Here is a 17,151-nt window from a genome sequence, read left to right as displayed (position 1 = left end):
GGGCGGCCCACTACCCTGGGTCGACGTGGCCGCTGACTTCTCCGTCGTACTGGATGAACTGAACACGACCCTGGAGTCGATCGAGGCGGTCCTGGACGTGGACGACCTCCGCCAGGAGATCGCCGACCTCGAGCAGCAGGCCGCCGCGCCCGACCTCTGGAACGACGTCGAGGCCGCGCAGGCGCTCACGTCCCGGCTGTCGTTCCTGCAGGGGACGCTTCGCCGCGTCGAGGAGCTGCGCAGCCGGCTGGACGACGTCGCCCTCATGCACGAGATGGCGGCCGACGAGGGTGACGAGGGCACCCTCGCCGAGACCGAGCGCGAACTGGAGAGCATCCGCGCGGTCATCGACGAGCTCGAGGTCCGCACCCTGCTCAACGGCGAGTACGACTCCCGCGAGGCCCTGGTGACGATCCGCTCGGAGGCCGGCGGCGTGGACGCGGCCGACTTCGCCGAGATGCTCATGCGGATGTACCTGCGCTGGGCCGAGCGGCACAAGTACCCCACCGAGGTCTACGACGTCAGCTACGCCGAGGAGGCCGGCATCAAGTCGGCCACCTTCGCGGTCAAGGTGCCCTACGCCTACGGGACCCTCTCGGTCGAGCAGGGCACCCACCGCCTGGTGCGGATCTCGCCGTTCGACAACCAGGGCCGCCGGCAGACCTCCTTCGCCGGGGTCGAGGTACTGCCCGTCGTCGAGCAGACCGACCACGTGGACATCCCCGAGAACGAGATCCGGGTCGACGTCTTCCGCTCGTCGGGTCCCGGTGGGCAGAGCGTCAACACCACCGACTCCGCCGTCCGCATGACGCACATCCCCACCGGCATCGTCGTCTCCTGCCAGAACGAGAAGAGCCAGATCCAGAACCGTGCGGCGGCCCTGCGGGTGCTGCAGGCCCGGCTGCTCGTCGTCCGCCAGCAGGAGCAGAAGGCGGAGATGGACGCGCTGAAGGGGGAGGGCAGCAGTTGGGGCAACCAGATGCGCTCCTACGTCCTGCACCCGTACCAGATGGTCAAGGACCTGCGGACCGAGCAGGAGAGCGGCAACCCCGGGGACGTGCTCGACGGCGGGATCGACGCCTTCATCGAGGCCGGCATCCGGTGGCGTCGTCAGCAGGAGGCCCCCGCCGCCTGACAGCCGCGGGAGCATCGCAGCGAGGAACGAGCGAGGAGCGGACCGGGGCGCGGAAGGTGGCCGACGACGGAGCCGCCTGACAGCCGCGGGAGCATCGCAGCGAGGAACGAGCGAGGAGCGGACCGGGGCGCGGACGGTGGCCGACGGGGTCGGCCGTCGGCGAGGTCACTCCCACGGAGGACGCGGGCCGGAAGCGAACGGTCCGTGACCGGGCTCCTGGGCCGATGCCCGGGGACGGTCACGGACGGCGAGAACGAGTCCCGCGAGTTCCGTGGCGAACGCCCGGCGCGCGCACCCGTAGCTAGTACCGTGGCGCCTCGTGATCGAAATGCAACACGTCACCAAACTCTATCCGGCCAGCGGCCGGCCGGCACTGGACGACGTGTCGACGGAGATCGACAAGGGCGAGTTCGTCTTCCTCATCGGCTCCTCCGGTTCCGGCAAGTCGACCTTCCTCCGGCTGCTGCTCAAGGAGGAGGACCCGACCACCGGCACCGTCACGGTGAACGGCAAGGCGCTGAGCACCCTGAGCAAGAGGAACGTGCCCAAGCTCCGCCGCACCATGGGATGCGTCTTCCAGGACTTCCGCCTGCTGCCCAACCGCACCGTCGCGCAGAACGTGGCGTTCGCCCTCGAGGTCATCAACAAGCCGCACCGCACCATCAAGCGGGTCGTGCCCGAGGTGCTCGAGATGGTCAACCTGGAGGGCAAGGCCAACCGGCTGCCCGGTGAGCTCTCCGGCGGTGAGCAGCAGCGGGTGGCCATCGCCCGCGCGTTCGTCAACCGCCCGCTGGTGCTGCTGGCCGACGAGCCGACCGGAAACCTCGACCCGGAGACCAGCGAGGGCATCATGCTGCTGCTGGAGCGGATCAACCGGACCGGCACCACGGTCATCATGGCGACGCACGACTACCACATCGTGGACTCGATGCGCCGCCGTGTGATCGAGCTCAACGGGGGAGCCCTCACCCGCGACCAGTCGCGCGGTGTCTACGGCGTGGGCCGCTGAGCGGCCCGGCCCGCCGCTGACCGACACCCGCCGAAACACACGACAGGACATCGATGCGCGTCAACTTCGTGCTCTCCGAGGTGGCCACCGGGCTTCGTCGCAACCTCACCATGACGGTCGCGATGATCCTGACGACGGCCATCTCGCTCGGCCTCATGGGCACCGGCCTGCTGATCGCCGGGATGATCTCCGACATGAAGGAGATCTACTACGACAAGGTCCAGGTCTCCATCTTCCTCGCCGAGGGCGTCACCGAGGAGCAGCGCGGGGCCATCGAGTCCCAGCTGTCCTCGTCGTCCGAGGTGCAGAGCTTCGTCTACGAGAACAAGGAGGAGGCGTACGAGCGCTTCCGGCAGCAGTTCAGCCAGCAGCCCGAGCTGGTGCAGAACACCCCGCCGGACGCGCTGCCGGAGAGCTTCCGCGTCGAGCTGGTCAACCCCGAGCGCTACCCGGTCATCGCCGAGCAGTTCCCGAACGGGCAGAACGGCGTCGACCAGGTCCGTGACGAGGGCGACTTCCTCGACCGGCTGTTCAGCCTGCTCAACGGCGCCCGCAACGCGACGATCGCCGTGGCGGTGGTCCAGGCGCTGGCGGCGCTGCTGCTGATCTCGAACACCATCCAGCTCGCCGCGTTCAACCGCCGCAACGAGACGAACATCATGCGGCTGGTCGGGGCGTCGCGGTGGTACACGCAGCTGCCCTTCATCCTCGAGGCCGCGCTCGCCGGGCTCATCGGTGCGCTGCTGGCCATCGGCGGCCTCGTCCTCACCAAGGTGCTCTTCGTCGACCGCACCCTGTCCGGGCCGATCAAGGCCGGCATCATCCCGCCGGTCGACTGGGGCCAGATCGCGCTCATCAGCCCGGTGATCGCCGGCGCCGGCGTGGGCCTGGCCGGCATCGCCGCCTACGTGACGCTGCGCCTGTACGTAAGGTTGTAGACGGAGCAGACGTGAGCCGCCCTGCGGGGCGGGGCGAGGAGTGGGGGCCGGAGGCTCCCCGACGAGTCCCGGGGCACGCTCGTCGCAAGAGGGGACGGCACCTGGACGCGGTGTCGTCCGGAGGACGACGGAGGAACATTGCCGCGGGAACAGGGGCGCAAGTTCATCGCCCAGAACAAGAAGGCGCGGCACGACTACTCGATCCTCGACACCTACGAGGTGGGCCTGGTGCTCACCGGTACCGAGGTCAAGAGCCTCCGTGCCGGCCGGGCCTCGCTCGTCGACGGGTTCGCCTCGATCGACGACGGCGAGGTGTGGCTGCAGCACGTCCACATCGCCGAGTACATGGAGGGGACGTGGACCAACCACGCCCCCCGCCGCAAGCGCAAGGTGCTCATGCACCGCAGCGAGATCGACAAGCTGATCGGCAAGATCAAGGAAGGCGGGCTCACGCTCGTCCCGCTCGATCTCTACTTCAAGGACGGCAAGGTCAAGGCCACCCTCGCGCTGGCGAAGGGCAAGAAGTCCTACGACAAGCGGCACGACATGGCCGAGCGGGACTCGCGCCGGGAGATCCAGAAGGCCTTCGGCCGGTACGTGAAGGGCCGCCGCTGACGGCTACCGCGCGATCGGCGGCGGTACCGCGTTCGACGGCGGTACCGGCCCGGTCACCGCGGTACCGGCCGCCGGCGAGCCGGCCCACCACACCGGCGCCTACGGTGAACCGCATGCGTGGAATGGCCTACGACCGGTTCGGGGACGACGACGTCCTGACGTTGCGCGACGACCTCCCGGAGCCGCCCGTCGGCCCGGACGTCGTGCTCGTGCGCGTGCACGCCGCCGGGGTCAACCCTGTCGACATGGGGATCCGCGCCGGTGGCCTGGCGAGCTTCTTCCCGCACCACTTCCCGATCATCCCCGGCTGGGACGTCTCCGGCGTCGTCGAGGCGGTCGGTCCCGCGGTGGTCGGCTTCGCGCCCGGCGACGAGGTGTTCGGCTACGTCCGCCGCGACGACGTCCAGTGGGGGACGTCGGCCGAGCTGGTGCCCGCGCCCCAGCGCTGCCTGGCGCACAAGCCCGCGTCGCTCTCCTTCGCCGAGGCGGGTGCCCTCCCGCTGGCCGGGTTGACCGCTTACCAGGCGCTGACCGAGGCACTGGACATCGGCGAGGGCGACCGGGTGCTGATCCACCGGGCCTCGGGCGGGGTCGGGTTCAACGCCGTGCAGATCGCCGTCGCCCTGGGCGCGCACGTCATCGGCACGGCGAGCCCGCGCAACCACGGATTCCTGACCGATGCCGGCGCCGCCGAGGTGCTCGACTACTCCGCCGGCCCGATCAGCGCCCAGCTGTCCGAGCCGGTCGACGCCGTCCTCGACCTGGTCGGCGGCGACACCCTCGCCGACGCCCCGAAGCAGGTCCGCGACGTCTCCCGCATCGCCTCGGTGGTCGACCCGGCGGTGAACGAGATGGGCGGCCGCTACGTGTTCGTGCGCCCCGAGGCGCACGATCTCGAGGAGCTGGGCCGCATGGCCGACGCCGGCCAGCTGCGGGTCCCGATCGCCAAGGCCTTCCCGCTCGCGGACCTGGTCGCGGCCCACCGCCTGGTCGGCGAGGGCCACGTCCGCGGCAAGGTCGTCGTCACGCTGTCGTGAGAACGACGCGCGAGCGAGCATCGCAGGGAGCGCCAGCGACCGAGGAGCGGAACGAGGGCGGAGTCGAACCGTGGACGAGATGACCGCACTCCGGCCTCCCGTCGACGACGCCGACGTCCCGCGCTACTGGGGGGAGCTCGGGCTGCCCGGGCTGGTGGACGTGCACGTGCACTTCCTGCCCGAGCGGGTGCAGGCCAAGGTGTGGGACTACTTCGGCGCGGCCCGGGACCACTACGGCACCGCGACCTGGCCGATCACCTACCGGCTGCCGGTCGAGGAGCGCCTCGCCGTCCTCGAGCGGCTCGGGGTGCGGGCCTTCTCGACGCTGCCCTACCCGCACAAGCCGGGCATGGCCGCCTGGCTCAACGACTGGTCCGCCGAGTTCGCGCACGGCCGGCCGCAGGTGCTGCAGTCGGCGACCTTCTACCCCGAGCCGGAGGCGCCGGCCTACGTCGCCGCGGCGCTGGACCGGGGTGCCCGGGTGTTCAAGGTGCACGTGCAGGTGGGCGCCTTCGACCCGCGGGACCGGCTGCTCGACGAGGTCTGGGCACGGCTGGAGCAGACCGGGACGCCGGTGGTGATCCACTGCGGCTCCGGTCCGCTGGCCGGGGAGCACACCGGTCCGGAACCCATGGCCGGTCTGCTGCAGCGCTTCCCGCGCCTGCAGCTGGTCATCGCCCACCTCGGGATGCCCGAGTACCGCGAGTTCCTCGACCTGGCCGAGCGCTACGAGCGGGTGCACCTGGACACCACCATGTTCGCCACCGACTTCACCGAGCGCGGGAGAAACGCCTTCGACCCCGCCGAGCTGCCCAGGCTGTCGGACCTGAGGAGCAAGGTGCTGCTCGGCAGCGACTTCCCCTCGATCCCGTACCCGTACGCCCACCAGCTGGAGGCGTTGCACCGGCTGGACCTGGGGGAGGAGTGGCTGCGCGCCGTCCTGTGGGGGAATGGCGCACGACTGTTCGGACTGGAGGCCTGATGCCCGTCGTCACGTTCACCGCGACCGTCCTCGACACACCCGACCCCCGAGGGCTCGCCCGCTTCTACCAGCGGCTGCTCGGCTGGCCGCTCCGCGACGACACCGATCAGTGGGCGACGCTGCGCCCTGCGGACGGGAGCACCGGGTTGTCGTTCCAGCTGCAGCGCGACCACGTCCCCCCGGTCTGGCCCCCGCAGCCCGGGACCCAGCAGATGCAGCTGCACCTGGACCTCCTCGTCGAGGACCTCGAGGCCGCCTGTGCGCTCGCGGAGGACGCCGGCGCGGAGCAGGTGGGCGGGCACGAGGACGACGACGAGATCGTGCGGGTCTACCGCGATCCCGCCGGGCACCCGTTCTGCCTGTTCGTGCGTCGCTGAAACCGGTGGCCCGGCTGCGGCCGGCCGGGTCTCCGCGCCGTGCGCCGGTCCCTCGGCCTCCCACCGGCCGCGGATGGCTAGGGTGCGCCCATGGTCAGCGCCGATCCGTCCCCCGAAGTCCTCGACCCCCGGCAGGTGGCACGGGCGCACCGTGCCGTCGAGCTGCTGCACTCGCACGTCTACTTCGCCCCCGAGACCGAGCAGCACCTGACCGCGGTAGGGCTGCGACCGGGGCGCATGTGCTACTTCGCCGGGCGCTCGGCGGCCATGGGCGCGGTCGGCGCCGGCGCGGTGATCGCCACGTTCTACAACTTCTCGCCGGCCCTCGTGGCGCGCACGATCCCGGCCGCCTGGACCCTGGCGAGCCCTGAGCAGGTGCTCGCCGCCCGCCTGGACGCCGCCCGCGCCTCGCTCACCCGCCTGCTCGGGGACGCCGCGTCCTCCGACGAGGTCGGCGAGCTGGGCGAGCTGCTGCGGGAGGCCACCACGGTGCTGTCCCCGGAGGGGCGCGCGCTCTACGCCGGGCACGCGGACCTGCCGTGGCCGGAGGAGCCGCTGCTGGTCCTGTGGCACGCGGCCACGCTGCTGCGCGAGCACCGCGGCGACGGGCACGTCGCCGCACTGCTGCACTCCGGCCTGTCCGGGATCGAGGCGCTGGTGACCCACACCGCGATGGGGCGCGGCTTCACCCCCGAGGCGGCCAAGGCCACCCGTGGCTGGACCGAGGAGGAGTGGGACGCCGCCGCGCAGGCCCTGGCCGACCGCGGACTGGTCGACGACGCCGGCCTGACCGAGGAGGGCCTCGAGCTGCGGGCCCGCCTCGAGGTGCACACCGACGCGCTCTCCGCCGACCCCTGGCTCTTCCTCGGGCCAGAGCGCACCGCCCGCGTGGTGGAGCTCGCCAAGGAGTTCTCCCGGACGCTGGTCGCCAACGGCGCACTGAGCACCTCGGGGCTGGCCAAGAGCTGATCCTCTTCCGGTCGCCGCCGGGCGCCCGGCTCCCTACTGCTGGACCATTCCCGGACCAGGGGGGGCGCGGTGACCGCGACGGAGCGCGAGCAGGGTGGGGTCCAGGCCGCCGCGCACGGCGGCCCCGGGTGGCAGCGGACCGACGTGGACGCCGCCTTCCGGGGCAGCGCCACGTACCGCAGCCTGGGGGAGCAGGAGCTCAGCCCGGCCGAGGAGAAGTTCGAGCGGGGCCGTCGCACGGTCGGCCTGTTCCTCGCGCCGGTGGTCACGATCGCCTTCGCGCTCGCGCCGGTGGACCTGCCGCGCGACCAGCACCTGCTCGCCGCGGTCCTGCTGGGCGTGATCGTCCTGTGGATCACCGAGCCGGTGCCGATCCCGATCGGCGGCCTCATCGGCGTGGGGGCGATCGTCGTCCTCGGCGTGGTGCCGGCCGACGACGCGCTGGCGCCGTTCGGCTCGACGACGGTGTTCACCTTCATCGGCGCCTTCATCCTCGCCGCGGCCATGCTCAAGCACGGCGTGGCCCGGCGCTTCGCGATGTTCATCCTGTCGCTGAAGTGGGTCGGCGCCTCGACCGCGCGGGTGATCATCGCCTTCGGCTTCATCACCGCGGTGCTGTCGGCGTTCGTCTCCAACACCGCGACCGTCGCCATGCTGCTGCCGACGGCGATCGGCATCCTGTCGGTCATCGCCAAGCTGCTCCAGGACAAGGAGCTGGTGAAGTCGGACTTCGACCCGCTGCGCCTGCGGGTGGGCATCGCGCTGATGCTGATGCTTGCCTACGGCGCGGGTGTCGGAGGCCTGGTCACCCCGGTCGGCAGCCCACCCAACCTGATCGGCCGCGGGCTGATCGAGGAGGCCACCGGCGAGCGGATCGGCTTCCTCGACTGGATGCTGATGGCGCTGCCGATCTGCGCACTGATGTTCGTCGCGCTCACGATCGTCCTGCTGCTGATCAACAAGCCGGAGATCAAGCGGATCGAGGGCGTGCACGAGTACGTCTCGAAGGAGCGGGCCGAGATCGGCCCCTTCTCCGGTGCCGAGCGGAACACGCTCATCGCGTTCGGCGTCACCGTCGCGCTGTGGATCTTCCCGGGCATCATCGCGCTGACCGCCGGCACCGAGTCCGACCTGTACGCCACCATCAGCGACCGGCTCGACGAGGGCATCGTCGCCGTCCTGGGCGCCTCGTTGCTGTTCCTGCTGCCGACCGACTGGAAGTCGCGCGAGTTCACGCTCAACTGGAGCGACGCGGCGACGATCGACTGGGGCACGATCCTGCTGTTCGGCACCGGGATCATCTTCGGCTCGCTGCTGGCCGGCACCGGGCTCGCCGAGACCATCGGGCAGGCGTCGGCCGACTCGCTCGGCCTGACCAGCACCCTCGCTATCACCGTCTTCGCGGTGATCCTGGCGATCATCATCAGCGAGACGACGTCGAACACGGCCTCGGCCGCGGTCGTCGTGCCGATCATCATCCCGGTGGCCCTGGCCGCCGGGATCAACCCGTTCGTGCCCGCGCTCGCGGCGACGTTCGCCGCCTCGTTCGGGTTCATGCTGCCGCTCTCCACGCCGCGGAACGCGATCGTCTACGGCTCCGGCGTCGTGCCGATCACCAAGATGATCCGGTCGGGCATCTCGTTCGACGTGCTCGGCGCGCTCCTCATCGTGCTGCTCCTGCCGGTGCTGGTCGACCTGGTGATCGGCAGCATGAACTGAGCCTCACCAGGAGGGGGCAGCCGCCGGGCGCATCCACGGATCCCGCGTGGGATCATGGACGACGGCCCCGCGACGGACGGCGGCCCGGACCGGAGGGAGTGCGCATGCCCAGCGAGCCTCCCAGTACCGGTCCCGAGGTCCTTCCCGCCTGACGTCCCGGCCCTCCTCCGTGGGGGCCCGAGGTCGCCGGGCGGATGCGGACCTCTCCGGTGTCCACCGCCGCCCCCCGACGCCACGGGAGTCCGTCATGTCCGATCGCCGCCTCGCGCCGCTGAGCGCGCTGAGCACCCTCACCCGCCGGCCCCGGCCCGAGGTGCGGCTCCTGCCGCCCCCGCCGTCGGGCGCGGACACCGAGGCCGGCCGCTCCCGCGTCGTCGACAACGCCGTCTACTCGGCCGGCCGCCGGGTGGCCACGCCGGACTCCGCCGCCGACAGCCGCGCCGAGCTGGACCTCGGCGAGGAGCGCCTGGTGTGGCTGGGCCTCTACCGGCCCGAGCCGCAGGAGCTGGGGGAGCTCGCGGAGCTGTTCGACCTGCCCGAGCTCGCCGTCGAGGACGCCATCAAGGCCCACCAGCGGCCGAAGTTCGAGCGGTACGGGGACACCCTGTTCGTCGTCCTCAAGGCCGCCCGCTACGAGGACGCTGCCGAGGAGGTGGAGTTCGGCGAGCTGCACCTGTTCCTGGGCACCGACTTCGCGATCACCGTCCGGCACAGCGAGTCGCCGGACCTCTCGCGGGTGCGCCGCAGGCTGGAGAGCCAGCCGGCGCTGCTGGCCAAGGGCAGCGAGGCGGTGCTGTACGCGACGCTGGACGCCGTCGTCGACGGGTACCGGCCGGTGGTCGACGGGCTGGCCACCGACATCGACGAGATCGAGACCGAGGTCTTCCGGGGCGACCCGGGGGTCTCCCGGCGCATCTACGAGCTGTCGCAGGAGGTCCTGGAGTTCCAGCGGGCCGCGCAACCGCTGACCGCGATCCTCGCCGCCATCACCGCCGGCTTCGACAAGTACGGCGTGGACGAGGAGCTGCGCAGCTACCTGCGCGACGTCGCCGACCACGTGGTCCAGGTGATAGAGCGGGTGGAGGGGTTCCGGCAGCAGCTGCGCGACATCCTCACGGTCAACGCGACCCTGGTGGCGCAGCGGCAGAACGAGGAGATCCGCGAGCTGACGGAGACCAGCATCGCCCAGGGCGAGGAGGTCAAGAAGATCTCGGCCTGGGCGGCCATCCTGTTCGCACCCAGTCTGGTGGGCGGCGTGTACGGCATGAACTTCGACCACATGCCGGAACTGGACGAGGTGTGGGGCTATCCGTTCGCACTGGTCCTGATGTTCGGCGTGAGCCTGACGCTGTACCTGGTCTTCAAGCGCCGCGACTGGATCTGAGCCCGGAGGGGTGGGGGGCGGGGCGGCCCGCACCCCTGCGACTCAGGCGGCCATCGCGGCCTCGGCGGGCAGCTCGTCCTTCCGGGCGGAGATGAGCGCCGCGGCGATGACCAGGGCCAGCGCCAGGAACCCGGCGGCCCACACGAACGCCACGTGGTAGCCGTGCACGAAGGCCGCGTCCGGGCCCGCGGCCGGGTCGTCGGCCAGCCGACCGCTCACCGCCGAGGCGTAGAACGTGTTGAGCAGGGCCAGGCCGAGCGATCCGCCGACCTGCTGGGCGGTGTTGAGCATCGCCGAGGCGATACCGGCGTCGTGCGAGGAGATGCCGACCAGCGCCGTGCTCGACGTCGGGACGAAGACCATCGCCATGCCGAAGCTGAGGGCGATCTCCGCGGGGAGGACGTCGGTGACGAAGGCGCTGGACTCACCGATGCGGGTCAGCCACAGCATGCCCAGCACCGCGAGCGCCAGACCGGCGACGATCAGCGGGCGGGGGCCGACGCGGGGCAGCAGCTGGGCGACGATGCCGGCGCCGAGGATGATGCCGCCGCTGAAGGGCAGGAACGCGAACCCCGACTCCAGCGGGGTGTAGCCCAGCGTCTCCTGGAAGTAGAACGTGAGGAACAGGAACATCGAGAACAGTCCCGCCCCCACCAGCAGGAACACCAGGTAGGAGCCGCCGCGGTTGCGGTCGAGGACGACGCGCAGCGGCAGCAGCGGGTGGCTGGCCCGGCGCTCGTAGAGGACGAAGCCGACCAGCAGCACGGCGGCGGCCCCCAGGAAGGCGAGGGTGACCGGGTCGCGCCAGCCCACTCCGGCCTCGGCCGCCTTGCTGAAGCCGTAGACCAGGCTGACCAGTCCCGCGGTCGACAGCAGGACGCCGGGGACGTCGTACCGGCGGTCACCGGTGGCGCGGCTCTCCGAGATCAGCCCGATGGCGAACACGGCCGCGACGATCGCGATGGGCACGTTGACACCCAGCGTCCACCGCCACGAGGCGTACTCGGTCAGGACCCCGCCGAGGATCAGGCCGATGGCCGCACCTCCGCCGGAGATGGCGCCGAAGACGCCGAACGCGCGGGCCCGCTCCCGTGGCTCGGTGAAGGTGACGGTCAGGAGGGAGAGCGCGGCGGGGGCGAGCAGGGCCGCGAAACCGCCCTGCAGGGCGCGGGCGGCGAACAGCAGCTCCTGGTTGGGGGCCAGCCCGCCCAGGGCCGATGCCCCGGCGAAGCCGAGCAACCCGATGAGGAAGGTCCGCTTGCGGCCGATGAAGTCGGCGATGCGACCGCCCAGCAGCAGGAGCCCGCCGAAGGCCAGCGTGTAGGCGGTCACCACCCACTGGATGTTCGCGGTGCTGATGCCCAGGTCCGCGCCCGCTTCGGGGATCGCGATGTTCACGATGGAGACGTCGAGCACCACCATGAGCTGGGCGACGGCGATGACCGCCAGGGCGAGCCAGCGGCGGGGGTCCGGCGCGGTGGCCGACGGTGGTGGTTCGTCGGGGGCCGTGGTGCCGGGTGGAGTGGCGCCAGGTGGCGTGGTGAGGCTGTCTGCGGGCATGGCAGAGCCGTCCTTCCTGCGCGCATGCGCAGTGGATGGGGGATGAGGACGTGCGGGCACGACCGGGGTCGGCGTCGGTGCGCCGTCGCGGGGGTGCGGTGTGCGGCAGCCGGCGGGGTCAGTGCCGGCGGGGGAGGCGGATCAGCTCGCGGGGGAGGCGAGTCCTGCGCCGGCCCAGCGCAGGCAGTCGCCGATGATCTCCAGGAAGTGGTCGAAGGAGTCGTCGGGGTCCCACGCCTCGATCGCGGTGGTGAACGCGGCCAGGGCGGTGTTGAAGACCAGGGCGGTCCTCAGCTCGTCGCCGTCGGACGACCTGCGGGAGATCCACTCCTTGAGGTCCGGTTCGAAGCTGTCACAGGTGGCTCGGGAGGACTGGCAGAGTTCCGGCGACTGCTCGAACAGCCGCTTCTGCAGGGGGAGCCGCTCGGCGAGCAGGCGCGCCAGGCCGAGTGCGACCTCGGTCAGTGCGTCCCAGAGCGGCAGGTCGTCCCGCGGGTCCTCGAGGAGCGCGCGCCACTGCTGGAGCTCGCTGGGGTCGAGGTCGAAGACGACGGCTTCCTTGCTGGGGAAGTAGGTGAAGAACGTGGTGCGGGAGACCCCGGCCTCGGCGGCGATGTCGTCTGCGCTGACGGCGTCGAACCCGCGTTCGCTGATCAGGCGCAGCGCGGTGGAGCGGATGGTGCGCCAGGCGTCGAGCTTCTTGCGCTCGCGGAGTCCCATGACCGCGGACACGGGACAGCGCGGGTCGCGCCCTGCCTTGCCGGTCCTGGTCACGAGAGGACCGTAGGCCTGAACCTGTACTGAGTGCAAGTTTGTACTCCGACAAGTCTTCGGTTGTTCACCTGGGCGGGTGGCTGCGGCCCCGAGCGGGGGCGCGGACCGGGACGTCGCGACGCGGGGGAACACCCGGCCGGCGCCAGCCGTTACGCTGTCTGCACAACTACACAGGGGGTGAATGGTCTCGACTTCGGTCGGGTGACCAGGGGAAGCGAGCCGAGGAAGGCAACGATGAGCTCGTTAACCATCCGTTGCAAAAAACACAAGCGCCGATTCCAATCAGCGCGACTTCGCTCTCGCTGCCTGATAGCAGCTAGGCGAGTCTGTCAGCCCGGGTTCGTCATCGGCCCGGATCCTGGCATCAGCTAGATGACTCACTGCGCGCGCCGGTCGCGGGCGCGCGTGGGACACCGAACAGCGACTGGGCCCGTCACGTCGACATGTCTGCATGATCGACGGGGTCGAGCAGAGGCAACGCAGACTGCGCTCGGAGAAGCCCTGGTGATGCGTCGAAGGACGCGGGTTCGATTCCCGCCACCTCCACCCCTGTACGGCGAACGCCCCGGACCTCAGGTCCGGGGCGTTCGCCGTCGCAGTCGTCAGTGCTCCGGCAGACCTCAGGGTTCGACGATGGCGAAGTTCTGGGTGGGCTGCACCAGCAGGCCGAACAGGCGGCGGAGCGCCTCCACGTCGCCGTCGACCGCGATCGTCCCGTCCTGGATCCGGGTGGGGAGGGATCCCAGATCGGCGATCACGTCGGTCAGCGTCGCACGGGGCATCGTGAGGACGACGTCCGCGTCGGTGTCCAGGCTGGGCCAGGAGTTCAGCGCCCCGTGCTCCAGGCGCAGCGTCCACTGTTCGCCGGTGTCCGGGAAGGACCAGCCGATGGCCAGCGACGTCCCGTCGGCTCGCGGACCGTCGAGCCGGACCCCGAGCAGGTCGAACACCATCTCGACGGTCATCGCCCGCATCAGGGGGCTCCGGCCGGCGCCCCCGCGGCCGGCCGGGGGCGCCGGCGTCGGGCGCCGCAGCTCCTGCGCGCCGGAGAGGTAGAAGTTGCGCCAGGCTCCCGACTCGGCCTGGAAGCCGAGCTGCTCCAGCGCAGCGGCCTGGAGCTCCCGGGCCTCGGTGTTGCCGGGATCGGCGAAGACCACATGGTTCACGACCTGGGCCACCCAGCGGTACTCGCCCGCCTCGAAGTCCGCACGGGCCCGGGCCAGCACGGCCGCCGCACCGCCCATGTACTCGACGTACCGGGACGAGGCCGCCTCCGGGGGGAGCGGGTGGAGGTTGGCCGGATTGCCGTCGAACCACCCGAGGTAGCGTTGGTACACCGCCTTGGCGTTGTGGCTGACCGTGCCGTAGTAGCCGCGGTTCCCGAACTCGCCGGCCAGCGACGGCGGCAGGTCCAGCTGCTCGGCGATCTCGTCCATGACCAGGCCGTCGTTGGCCAGTCGCATCGTCTGGTCGTGCAGGAAGCGGTAGGTGTCCCGCTGGGCGCGCAGGTACTCGCGCACGTCGGTCGCCCCGATGCGCGGCCAGTTGTGGCTGGAGAAGACGAGGTCCGAGGAGTCCCCGAACAACCGGAGCGACTCGTTGATGTACTTGCTCCACGCCAGGGCGTCGCGGACCTGCGCACCGCGCAGCGTGTAGAGGTTGTGCATCACGCTCGAGCAGTTCTCCGCCGCGCACAGCGCGCGCAGCTCCGGGAAGTGGAACATCATCTCGGCCGGCGCCTCGGAGTCGGGCGTGAGCTGGAAGACGATGCGCACGCCGTCGAGCGTCAGCTCCTGCCCGGTCGCGGTGATCTCGTGCGTCGGTGCCACGAGGGAGACCGACCCGGCCGGGACGGACCTGCCCAGGCCGCAGTCCACGTGACCCGACTCCCCACGGGGCAGGGCGTTGCCGTACATGTAGCCGGCGCGGCGCACCATGGCCGGCCCGGCCAGCACGTTCTCGGACACCGCCTCCTCGAGGAAGCCCTGGGGCGCCACGACGGGCACCTGCCGGGCGGCGAGCTCCTCGAGCGGCAGGACGCCGGCGAGCCCGGCGAAGTGGTCGATGTGGCTGTGGGTGTAGATGACCGCGCTCACCGGCCGGTCCCCGAGGTGCTCGCGCACCAGATCCATCGCTGCCCGGGCGGTCTCGGTGGAGGTCAGGGGATCGATGACGATCCACCCCGTGTCGCCCCGGACGAGGGAGAGGTTGGCGAGGTCGTAGCCGCGAACCTGGTACAGGCCGGGGACCAGCTCGTAGAGCCCGTGCTCGCGGTTCAGGCGGGCCTGGCGCCACAGGCTCGGGTTCACCGACGGCGGTGCGGTCTCGCGGTCGAGGAAGTCCCAGTCGGCGGTGTCCAGGATGGGCTTCCCGGACCGGTCGTGGTGCACGACCAGCCGGTCGAGACCGGCGATGCGACCGTGCCGCACCCGCTGCAGATCCGCCGGATCTCCCAACGGCAGGTCGGCGGCGACGGACCGGTTAGCAGCGTCGGTGTGGTGCGAAGCCTGGGTCATGCGTGGACCTCTCTGTCGCGTGCCCGGAGTCCCGGCACGGTGCTTGGCGCAGGTGGACTGCATCCCGCACGGCGGCTGCGGCGTGCGCCGCCGGTCGCGCTCGTCCGCCGGTCCGGACTCTGCCGCCTCGGCACGGCCGCAGTCCAGGACGGGTGGACTGCCCCCGTTCCGGGGTCCGCGGCGGGCCCGCGACGTTCCGGGCAGCCGAGATGCCGCAGTCCTGCCATCCTCTCTGCATCGGCGGGACGTCGACCGGAGCCCGTGCGCGACGGCCCGGTGGATCACGACTCGGGAGGGCGCATGAGTGCCACGGCGGGACGAGCGACGGAGCCGACCGACCAGGAGCGCCGCCGCGGCGGGTTCAGTTCCAGACGCGTGTTCATCCTGGCGGCGATCGGGTCGGCCGTCGGGCTCGGCAACATCTGGCGGTTCCCCTACGTCGCCTACGAGAACGGTGGCGGCGCCTTCCTGCTGCCCTACCTGGTGGCGCTGCTGACCGCCGGCATCCCGTTCCTGCTGCTGGACTACGCGATCGGCCATCGCCACCGCGGCTCGGCACCGCTCTCCTTCGCCCGGCTGCGTCGCGGCACCGAGGGCCTGGGCTGGTGGCAGGTGGGCATCTGCTTCATGATCGCCGTCTACTACGCGGCGGTCATCGCCTGGGCGCTGCGGTACACCTTCTTCTCGCTCGACGAGGCGTGGGGCGACGACCCCGAGGGCTTCTTCTTCGGCGAGTTCCTGCAGGCCGGCGACGTCGAGATCACCGCCGACGTGGTGCCCGGGGTGCTCGTGCCCCTGCTCATCGTCTGGGTCGTCGTGCTCGTGGTCATGGCGCTCGGCGTCCAGCGCGGGATCGGCGTCGTCTCGCTGGTGTTCATCCCGGTGCTGGTGCTCGCCTTCGTCGCCCTCGTGGTGCAGGCGCTGCTGCTCGACGGCGCCGCCTCCGGCCTCGACGCGCTGTTCACGCCGGACTGGGGGGCGCTCACCGAGGCCTCCGTCTGGGCAGCCGCGTTCGGCCAGATCTTCTTCTCGCTGTCCATCGGCTTCGGCATCATGATCACGTACGCCTCCTACGTCGGCCGGCGCGAGGACATGATCGGCTCCGGCCTCGTCGTCGGCTTCTCGAACTCGGGCTTCGAGCTCCTCGCCGGCATCGGCGTCTTCGCCGCCCTGGGCTTCATGGCGCAGGCGAGCGGTGTCGCGGTCGGCGAGGTCGCCAGCGACGGGATCGGGCTGGCGTTCATCGCCTTCCCGGCGATCATCAGCGAGGCCCCGGGCGGCGCCCTCATCGGCGTCCTGTTCTTCGGCTCGCTGGTCATCGCCGGCATCACCTCGCTGGTCAGCGTGATCGAGGTCGTCATCTCCGCCGTCCGCGACAAGCTCGACACCGGCCGCCGCACCGCGACCCTGGCGGTCGGCGTCCCCGCCGCCGTGCTGAGCCTGGTGTTCTTCAGCACGACGAGCGGCATCTACGTGCTCGATGTCGTCGACCACTTCGTCAACCAGTACGGCATCCTCGTCGTCGCGCTGATCAGCATGCTGGTCGTCGCGTGGGTGCTCCGGGCACTGACCACCCTCGGCGGGCACCTCAACGTGCACGGCCGTCCCCGGGTCGGTGCCGGCTGGCGCGTGCTGGTGAGCGTCGTCGCCCCGGTCGGTCTGGCCCTCGTGCTCGGCTTCGCCCTGTGGGACGACCTGGAGGCGCCGTACGAGGACTACCCCGGCTGGCTGCTCACGGTCGGCGGCTGGGGGATGGTGCTGGCGCTGCCGCTGATCGCCTTCCTCGTCGCCCGGTTGCCGTGGCGCGCCGGCACCCACCTGGACGGCCCGCCGCCGGGCTCGGATCCGGTCGAGCCGCTGCACGCGACCGCCGGGTCGGACCCGGCCGCCCGCAGCCGCCCGGCGACCGGTCACGACGAGGGAGGACTGCGATGAGCACGGCCGCGATCGTGATGATGGTGGTGGCGATGATCGTGATCTGGGGCGGACTCGCCCTGGCCATCGCGAGCCTGGTCCGCCACGGCGCCGTCGAGGATCGCGCCGAGGAACCCGCCGAGAACGTGCCGCGGGACCGCTGACCTCGGCGGACACGTGACGGCGGAGGAATGATCTCCGTCACGCCCGCCTTGCGAGGGT

At 71.3% G+C, this 17,151-nt stretch carries 15 protein-coding genes and 1 other RNA gene; 13 read left to right on the top strand and 3 right to left on the bottom strand.

All coding sequences use genetic code 11. The features are described 5' to 3' along the window. Positions 1-25 precede the first annotated feature (25 nt). From prfB to RM425_RS20530, 10 genes are all read left to right on the top strand, one after another. On the top strand, positions 26-1,135 hold the full coding sequence (gene prfB / locus RM425_RS20575; RefSeq protein WP_311347099.1) for a peptide chain release factor 2: 1,110 nt from the start codon (positions 26-28) through the stop codon (positions 1,133-1,135). A gap of 328 nt (positions 1,136-1,463) precedes the next feature. Beyond that, positions 1,464-2,144 carry a cell division ATP-binding protein FtsE gene (ftsE, locus tag RM425_RS20570; protein WP_311347112.1) on the top strand — a complete coding sequence of 227 codons (681 nt, stop codon included), beginning with the start codon at positions 1,464-1,466 and terminating at the stop codon, positions 2,142-2,144. 53 nt (positions 2,145-2,197) lie between these two features. Continuing rightward, positions 2,198-3,082: a permease-like cell division protein FtsX gene (gene ftsX, locus RM425_RS20565; RefSeq protein ID WP_311347098.1), complete on the top strand. Its 885-nt coding sequence runs from the start codon at positions 2,198-2,200 to the stop codon at positions 3,080-3,082. 138 nt (positions 3,083-3,220) lie between these two features. Further along, a complete protein-coding gene (gene smpB / locus RM425_RS20560; protein ID WP_311347097.1) occupies positions 3,221-3,697 on the top strand; it encodes an SsrA-binding protein SmpB in 477 nt (158 codons plus the stop codon). A 113-nt stretch (positions 3,698-3,810) separates the two neighbouring features. Continuing rightward, complete coding sequence (locus tag RM425_RS20555; RefSeq protein WP_311347096.1) at positions 3,811-4,734, top strand: NADP-dependent oxidoreductase; 924 nt, start codon at positions 3,811-3,813, stop codon at positions 4,732-4,734. Positions 4,735-4,813: 79 nt separating this feature from the next. After that, positions 4,814-5,716 carry an amidohydrolase family protein gene (locus RM425_RS20550; RefSeq protein WP_311347095.1) on the top strand — a complete coding sequence of 301 codons (903 nt, stop codon included), beginning with the start codon at positions 4,814-4,816 and terminating at the stop codon, positions 5,714-5,716. After that, entirely contained in the window at positions 5,716-6,093 is a 378-nt protein-coding gene (locus RM425_RS20545) for a VOC family protein (RefSeq protein WP_311347094.1), read from the top strand. The genes RM425_RS20550 and RM425_RS20545 overlap by 1 nt, the downstream gene beginning before the upstream one ends. A gap of 90 nt (positions 6,094-6,183) precedes the next feature. Then, on the top strand, positions 6,184-7,062 hold the full coding sequence (locus RM425_RS20540; protein WP_311347093.1) for an SCO6745 family protein: 879 nt from the start codon (positions 6,184-6,186) through the stop codon (positions 7,060-7,062). 69 nt (positions 7,063-7,131) lie between these two features. Beyond that, the gene (locus RM425_RS20535) at positions 7,132-8,781 is read left to right on the top strand and encodes an SLC13 family permease (protein ID WP_311347092.1); all 1,650 of its coding nucleotides are present in this window, start codon (positions 7,132-7,134) and stop codon (positions 8,779-8,781) included. 247 nt (positions 8,782-9,028) lie between these two features. Then, positions 9,029-10,165: a magnesium and cobalt transport protein CorA gene (locus tag RM425_RS20530; RefSeq protein ID WP_311347091.1), complete on the top strand. Its 1,137-nt coding sequence runs from the start codon at positions 9,029-9,031 to the stop codon at positions 10,163-10,165. Positions 10,166-10,207: 42 nt separating this feature from the next. Here RM425_RS20530 and RM425_RS20525 read toward each other — a convergent pair whose 3' ends face one another. Continuing rightward, positions 10,208-11,725, bottom strand: a complete 1,518-nt coding sequence (locus RM425_RS20525; protein WP_311347090.1) for an MFS transporter — start codon at positions 11,723-11,725, stop codon at positions 10,208-10,210. A 141-nt stretch (positions 11,726-11,866) separates the two neighbouring features. Beyond that, positions 11,867-12,499, bottom strand: a complete 633-nt coding sequence (locus RM425_RS20520) for a TetR family transcriptional regulator (RefSeq protein ID WP_311347089.1) — start codon at positions 12,497-12,499, stop codon at positions 11,867-11,869. A gap of 173 nt (positions 12,500-12,672) precedes the next feature. On the opposite strand from RM425_RS20520, the gene ssrA reads away from it, so the two are divergent. Beyond that, positions 12,673-13,048, top strand: a transfer-messenger RNA (tmRNA) gene (gene ssrA, locus RM425_RS20515). Positions 13,049-13,119: 71 nt separating this feature from the next. Here the strand turns inward: ssrA and RM425_RS20510 are convergent. Beyond that, positions 13,120-15,015: an alkyl/aryl-sulfatase gene (locus tag RM425_RS20510; RefSeq protein ID WP_311347088.1), complete on the bottom strand. Its 1,896-nt coding sequence runs from the start codon at positions 15,013-15,015 to the stop codon at positions 13,120-13,122. A gap of 300 nt (positions 15,016-15,315) precedes the next feature. Here RM425_RS20510 and RM425_RS20505 point away from each other — a divergent pair, with 300 nt between their 5' ends. Both RM425_RS20505 and RM425_RS20500 read left to right on the top strand, forming a co-directional pair. Then, a complete protein-coding gene (locus RM425_RS20505; RefSeq protein ID WP_311347087.1) occupies positions 15,316-16,950 on the top strand; it encodes a sodium-dependent transporter in 1,635 nt (544 codons plus the stop codon). Then, positions 16,947-17,093: a methionine/alanine import family NSS transporter small subunit gene (locus RM425_RS20500; protein WP_311347086.1), complete on the top strand. Its 147-nt coding sequence runs from the start codon at positions 16,947-16,949 to the stop codon at positions 17,091-17,093. The genes RM425_RS20505 and RM425_RS20500 overlap by 4 nt, the downstream gene beginning before the upstream one ends. Positions 17,094-17,151 lie beyond the last annotated feature (58 nt).

The sequence above is a fragment of the Blastococcus goldschmidtiae genome (assembly GCF_031845325.1).
Classification (GTDB): Bacteria; Actinomycetota; Actinomycetes; order Mycobacteriales; family Geodermatophilaceae; genus Blastococcus; species Blastococcus goldschmidtiae.
Note: the sequence above shows the minus strand (reverse complement) of the source record. Positions and strands in the feature narration are given on the sequence as shown.

Excerpts from the sequence above, each read along its gene's own strand:
- RM425_RS20530 (WP_311347091.1), top strand. The coding sequence starts at position 9,029 with ATGTCCGATCGCCGCCTCGCGCCGCTGAGCGCGCTGAGCACCCTCACC.
- RM425_RS20505 (WP_311347087.1), top strand. The coding sequence starts at position 15,316 with ATGAGTGCCACGGCGGGACGAGCGACGGAGCCGACCGACCAGGAGCGC.
- RM425_RS20510 (WP_311347088.1), bottom strand. The coding sequence starts at position 15,015 with ATGACCCAGGCTTCGCACCACACCGACGCTGCTAACCGGTCCGTCGCC.
- ftsX (WP_311347098.1), top strand. The coding sequence starts at position 2,198 with ATGCGCGTCAACTTCGTGCTCTCCGAGGTGGCCACCGGGCTTCGTCGC.
- RM425_RS20540 (WP_311347093.1), top strand. The coding sequence starts at position 6,184 with ATGGTCAGCGCCGATCCGTCCCCCGAAGTCCTCGACCCCCGGCAGGTG.
- RM425_RS20550 (WP_311347095.1), top strand. The coding sequence starts at position 4,814 with ATGACCGCACTCCGGCCTCCCGTCGACGACGCCGACGTCCCGCGCTAC.
- RM425_RS20555 (WP_311347096.1), top strand. The coding sequence starts at position 3,811 with ATGCGTGGAATGGCCTACGACCGGTTCGGGGACGACGACGTCCTGACG.
- RM425_RS20500 (WP_311347086.1), top strand. The coding sequence starts at position 16,947 with ATGAGCACGGCCGCGATCGTGATGATGGTGGTGGCGATGATCGTGATC.
- ftsE (WP_311347112.1), top strand. The coding sequence starts at position 1,464 with ATGCAACACGTCACCAAACTCTATCCGGCCAGCGGCCGGCCGGCACTG.
- RM425_RS20525 (WP_311347090.1), bottom strand. The coding sequence starts at position 11,725 with ATGCCCGCAGACAGCCTCACCACGCCACCTGGCGCCACTCCACCCGGC.
- RM425_RS20545 (WP_311347094.1), top strand. The coding sequence starts at position 5,716 with ATGCCCGTCGTCACGTTCACCGCGACCGTCCTCGACACACCCGACCCC.